Raw genomic sequence first — 457 nt, forward strand, 5'->3', positions numbered from 1 at the left:
TGGATCTAGCTTAATATCAAACTTCCCCTCTCTATAAAGCTCTTCTAAATACTCTGGGATATAATAAGTGGGAGCATTAGGATAGCCTTGTGGGGGAGTGAGGGATACTAGTTTGGCATCTAAGATAATGGAATTCATATAGAATCTGGCTTCTTCTTCGCTCCAATCATTTGGAATATCTGTATAGTAAACTGCTTTAGAGCTTCTACGATATGCAAACATCGCATAAGTAAATTCCAATCTACTTTCATGAGTAGAATCTCTATCCCTAGGATCTTTTAGTTTTCCCACTTTAACATCTTGATGAATTCCCCGCATTGCATTACCTCTGGAATCATATGCAAATTGATATTCATTCAAATCCATTACCCAATCTACCCCTATTAACTCATCTAAAAATGGAAGCATTCCAAATTCATCATAAGGAGGATTCTTAGAAAACTTCTTTACCACTTCA

1 pseudogene is annotated in these 457 nt (G+C 36.1%); it reads right to left on the reverse strand.

The annotated features are described in order from the left end of the window. A pseudogene (locus CQA53_RS13010) lies at nt 1–457 on the reverse strand (hypothetical protein); the annotation flags it as partial.

This window comes from Helicobacter didelphidarum (assembly GCF_003364195.1).
GTDB classification, from domain to species: domain Bacteria; phylum Campylobacterota; class Campylobacteria; order Campylobacterales; family Helicobacteraceae; genus Helicobacter_A; species Helicobacter_A didelphidarum.